Below are 4,260 nucleotides of genomic sequence, written 5' to 3'. Positions count from 1 at the left end.
AACCTTATAAAACGTGATTTAAAAATTAGTAATTAATGAGATAGGGCTTAAAAGAAAAATATTATAAATTTGAACTAAGATCAGGACGATTGCTTTTCATAGGATACGCTGTTGTGCTTAGTGTTTAATTATTTTCATTTATTAATTAACGATAAACATTAATTTATATTTGTTTTACATTGTTTTTTATTTTAACTTTGCATTAAACATTAAAATTTTTGTTATGAAATATATCAAACATTCTCCAACTCGAAAGGATATTAAAATTTGGGTCGCTTTGTTTTTATTAATTGTTATCATCCCGGGCTTTTTGGGTTATTATTTAGAACCTAAAAATCCAATAGTTTTAATTACTTCCTTTGTAATTATCGGATTTTTTATTTTCAATTTCGTTGTCAGGAAGTCACTTTCGTTTAAAAAATATTTCACACATCCATATAACTTCCTTACATCAAAGGTCAATTCTGAAAAAGCTTTTGATATACCGAAGGAACTGATGTTTGAAAAAATAATAGAGGTTTTAAATGGTTCAAAATTTAAATTAATTGAAGCTGATAAACACCGATTTGAAATTTTGGCGATTACGACTATTTCCTTTAAATCTTGGGGTGAGAATTTATACATAAGTTTTTATACTACTGAAAATGAAACCATAATGAAATTTTGCTCTGTAACTCTATTTCAAATATATGCTTGGGGAAAAAATGAAAAGAATTATGATGATTTGTTAGAACAAATCGAAAGTTCATTAACAGTATAAATCAAATAATATGGCTATTGTAGTGAACTTAGATGTGATGTTGGCAAAACGTAAAATGATGTTAAAAGAACTCTCCGAAAAAGTTGGTGTAACAACAGTAAACTTATCGATATTAAAACAAGGAAAAGTTAAGGCAGTTCGATTTTCTACATTAGATTCAATTTGCTCAGTTTTAGATTGTCAACCTGGCGATATTTTAGAGTATATTGATGATTAAACTATTCAAATACTTAAATTTTAATTTATAATCGTCAGTTTTACATTAAGCACAACTCGTTATATGTTGATAAAAATACACGTTTATTTCAACTACGTACAGGATGAGCTCAATTTATAACTTCAAACCGATAAAGACCTAAAGCTCTTCAATACCTCATCAACTTCTCCTGAGGCTTTTGGATAGGTCTTCTGATTTAGCGTAAATCCACTTAAATAAAAAGACAAAAGCCCTGAAAAGGGCTTTAAATGAGTTGTTTTTTTAGAGTTGTAGTAGCTTTTGCAACGGCTACCGCTGTTGTGCGTTCGTATTTTTTACCAAGGTCTGTCTTTTGTAATGTTTATAAATTTCCCTTTTTCCAATCGGAAGGCTCCACCGTATCCTACAAACCATAGTCTTTTTTGTTGGTCTTCATAAATTTGGAAAGTAAGCGGACCATAATTCCCTTCTGATATACGATATTCAGTCAAGTCAGTATTTTTAAGAGAATATATGCTGCGGGAACAATTAAACCAAATATTACCATTTGAATCTTCGATAATGCTTCCGGTTCCTTTTGTTTCTTCAAACAGGTTGCCGGTTACCTCTGTAATGATACCTTTCTGATATTTATAGAGTCCTTGGGAAGTAGAAATCAAGAAATCCCCTTTATGTGTTTCTATTACCTCATTCACAAAGGGTGTATGGAGACCATCTTTTTCAGATAGGTTTGTTAACGAGGTTCTATCTTTTATATAAATCCCTCCATTAGTACTAAACCAAATTCTACCTCCACTATCTTCCATAATGTTGTGTATCATTTTAGTACTTGAAATACCAACTTTAGTGTCTTTTAAACCTTCTGGAAGTTCAAATGATGTAAAATTCTTTCCATCAAACTTGCAGACACCCTCAATGGTTCCTATCCATACTTGATTGCTTCTATCAGTCGTAATACACCATACATCATTGCTTATTAATCCATCAGATTCGTAATAATTCGTAACGACCTTCTTATCTATACTACTAATACCACCTTCGTGTCCAAACCAAATTTTTCCATCTTTATCCTCTGCGATGTCTTTTATTGTCACTCCTTTTCCAGATTCATTTTTTATACTATCGATATGGATTAATGAATTGCCGTCAAACTTAAATGCTCCGTTTTGCGTTCCAAACCAAAAAATTCCTTTGCTGTCTTGAAAAATTGTCCTTACAACCTGACTAATCTGATTATTAATATCTGAATAAAACAAGAAGTTTTCAGTATTGGGTGTATCAGGCTTGCTCTCTTCTAATTTCTTCTCTGAACTTATAGATTCTTTTATTTCATTCTTGCTTTTTTGACCGCTACAAGAATTTAAAATAAGAGACAGAACTACAACCGTAAAAAATTTAATCTTTATCATCAGTGTTTTTTATTCATATATGACGCACAACGTTCCCGGTTAACGAAAGTGGCGTGTAGGGAAGGAGTCACTTTCCGTTAATTAACTGCCAAAACAGAAAGAGCCAAGCCTTTTGGTTTAGCTCTTTTCTGCTATTTTTTATATACCATGTTGCCAGTAGTTATTCTTTCATTATTTCAATTACTCCCCCAGTTTCTCTTTCCCAAACTAATTCATCATTATACCAAACTTCTGATAGTAAGAAATAATTCTGACTTGATTTAGAATGGGTTTTAATAGTATCAGTGTCGGTTTCTGAAAATTTTAAATAAGCTATGTTTTCCACAACTTCATATTCTGAAGTTTCATCAATGATATTTGATGAGGATGGATTTGTAAAAACTTTTAGTAATTTATCCGAAGTTAATTCTATACTGCCCATATTATAACCATTTTCAATAGTTACTTCTACAGGCTCATCATCAATTAGGTAATAAAGTTGGATGTCATTGATGTTAATTGAATTTTCTGTCTCAGTATCAAGAAGATTTTGCCCATCTGAATTTTTAAGGCTAAAATATATTTGGTTTTCTAAGTTAAATCCATTCATATCTTCATCATCTTGACTACAAGCTGCAAGAGCTGTAAATGCTAAAATCATTAATATTGCTTTCATAATCAAAGTATTTTAAGGGTGAATATTTATAATCATTTTGTATCCTGTCGAAAAATTAGCCCAACCTACATTCGGAGTGCCATGAAAAAACCAATTATTGTCTGTGTTGAAACTGTCATTCCATCCCCAATTCATATGTAAATAAAAGTCACTATATGTGTAGGTTTCGTATTCATGTCTCATACTGAAATAGGTTGACCATTTTTTTGGTTTTTCTATTTTCTTATTGGTTGACTAATATCGGTATTTTTCTGTATTGTTTATAATTATGGTTTTGCGATTTGTGAGCATAGTCTGGTGTTTTAAAATTAAGGCTGTAATGCATTCGTTTTGAGTTGTAGAGGCACACAGCTTTTTTTATCATTTTTTGAGCCAGTTTGAGAGTTGCTATTGTTTTCCCGAGTCCAAATTCTTGTTTTAAAGTACCATTGATTCGTTCAGCTACAGCGTTTTCATACGGATCATATTGCTGAGTCATGCTGATAGATATGCCTTTGCTTTCTGTAAAATTAGTGTAAGTAGGATTACAATATTGTAGTCCTCTATCCGAGTGATGAATGAGCTGTTGATTTGGATATTTTCTTAGGCTGATAGCCATCTTTAAAGCATCGATGCAGAGACTTGTCTTCATATGATCATCTAATTTATACCCCATAATTCTCTTAGAATAAGCATCTGTCACTAAAGCCAGATAAGCATTGCCTTGATCGGTTTTGATGTAAGTGATGTCACTTACCCAGAGCTGTTCTGCAGCAGTAGGGATGAAGCCTTTTATTAGATTAGGATATTTATAAAAGTGATGTTTAGAGTCAGTGGTGATATAAGCTCTTTTGTTTTTAGGAATAAGCAATTGATGTCTTCTGAGAAGCTCATAAAAGCGATCTCTGCCTATTTTAATGTCATTGTGAACAAGTTCAGGTTTAATTGTTTTATACAGCTTTAAACCTCCTGTTTTAGGTAATTCTTTTCTTGCCTCTCGAATGAGATCCAGAATAACTTGTTCATCCAGGTTACGCTTTTTAAAGACATTCAAGCGTTTATAAAAAGCTTGTTTAGATATCCCGAAACACTGATAGACCCATTTCATTTTGAAATGTCTCTTTTGCGTTTTTCTATCGCTTTGGCCAATGCATCTGGCAAATGCTTTTTTGCTAAATCAAGTCCTGAGAGGTTCTCTAAATTAGCGATATAATCCCTTTGAAACTCTTTGATAAACTCGAGTTCTTCGATTTTGTCTTTT

General features: G+C 31.9%; 5 protein-coding genes. 2 read left to right on the top strand and 3 right to left on the bottom strand.

Features of this window, described 5'->3' with window-relative positions; all coding sequences use genetic code 11:
* Positions 1 to 223: 223 nt before the first annotated feature.
* Positions 224 to 760 (top strand): hypothetical protein, encoded by a 537-nt coding sequence (locus ACFQ0R_RS11850; protein ID WP_379658596.1) that lies wholly within the window; start codon positions 224 to 226, stop codon positions 758 to 760.
* 10 nt (positions 761 to 770) lie between these two features.
* Positions 771 to 977: a helix-turn-helix domain-containing protein gene (locus tag ACFQ0R_RS11845; RefSeq protein ID WP_379658595.1), complete on the top strand. Its 207-nt coding sequence runs from the start codon at positions 771 to 773 to the stop codon at positions 975 to 977.
* Positions 978 to 1,291: 314 nt separating this feature from the next.
* On the opposite strand, the gene ACFQ0R_RS11840 is transcribed toward ACFQ0R_RS11845, so the two are convergent.
* The 3 genes from ACFQ0R_RS11840 to ACFQ0R_RS11830 form a co-directional block, all read right to left on the bottom strand.
* Positions 1,292 to 2,365: a ligand-binding sensor domain-containing protein gene (locus tag ACFQ0R_RS11840; RefSeq protein ID WP_379658594.1), complete on the bottom strand. Its 1,074-nt coding sequence runs from the start codon at positions 2,363 to 2,365 to the stop codon at positions 1,292 to 1,294.
* A 160-nt stretch (positions 2,366 to 2,525) separates the two neighbouring features.
* Positions 2,526 to 3,020: a hypothetical protein gene (locus ACFQ0R_RS11835; protein ID WP_379658593.1), complete on the bottom strand. Its 495-nt coding sequence runs from the start codon at positions 3,018 to 3,020 to the stop codon at positions 2,526 to 2,528.
* Positions 3,021 to 3,243: 223 nt separating this feature from the next.
* Positions 3,244 to 4,149 (bottom strand): IS3 family transposase, encoded by a 906-nt coding sequence (locus ACFQ0R_RS11830; protein WP_379658597.1) that lies wholly within the window; start codon positions 4,147 to 4,149, stop codon positions 3,244 to 3,246.
* Positions 4,150 to 4,260: the final 111 nt, after the last annotated feature.

The sequence above is a fragment of the Psychroflexus salinarum genome, from assembly GCF_042677225.1.
Taxonomy (GTDB): domain Bacteria; phylum Bacteroidota; class Bacteroidia; order Flavobacteriales; family Flavobacteriaceae; genus Psychroflexus; species Psychroflexus salinarum.
Note: the sequence above shows the minus strand (reverse complement) of the source record. Positions and strands in the feature narration are given on the sequence as shown.

Bases quoted from the DNA above. Each gene is read 5' to 3' on its own strand.
- ACFQ0R_RS11850 (WP_379658596.1), top strand. From the start codon at position 224: ATGAAATATATCAAACATTCTCCAACTCGAAAGGATATTAAAATTTGG.
- ACFQ0R_RS11845 (WP_379658595.1), top strand. From the start codon at position 771: ATGGCTATTGTAGTGAACTTAGATGTGATGTTGGCAAAACGTAAAATG.
- ACFQ0R_RS11840 (WP_379658594.1), bottom strand. From the start codon at position 2,365: ATGATAAAGATTAAATTTTTTACGGTTGTAGTTCTGTCTCTTATTTTA.
- ACFQ0R_RS11835 (WP_379658593.1), bottom strand. From the start codon at position 3,020: ATGAAAGCAATATTAATGATTTTAGCATTTACAGCTCTTGCAGCTTGT.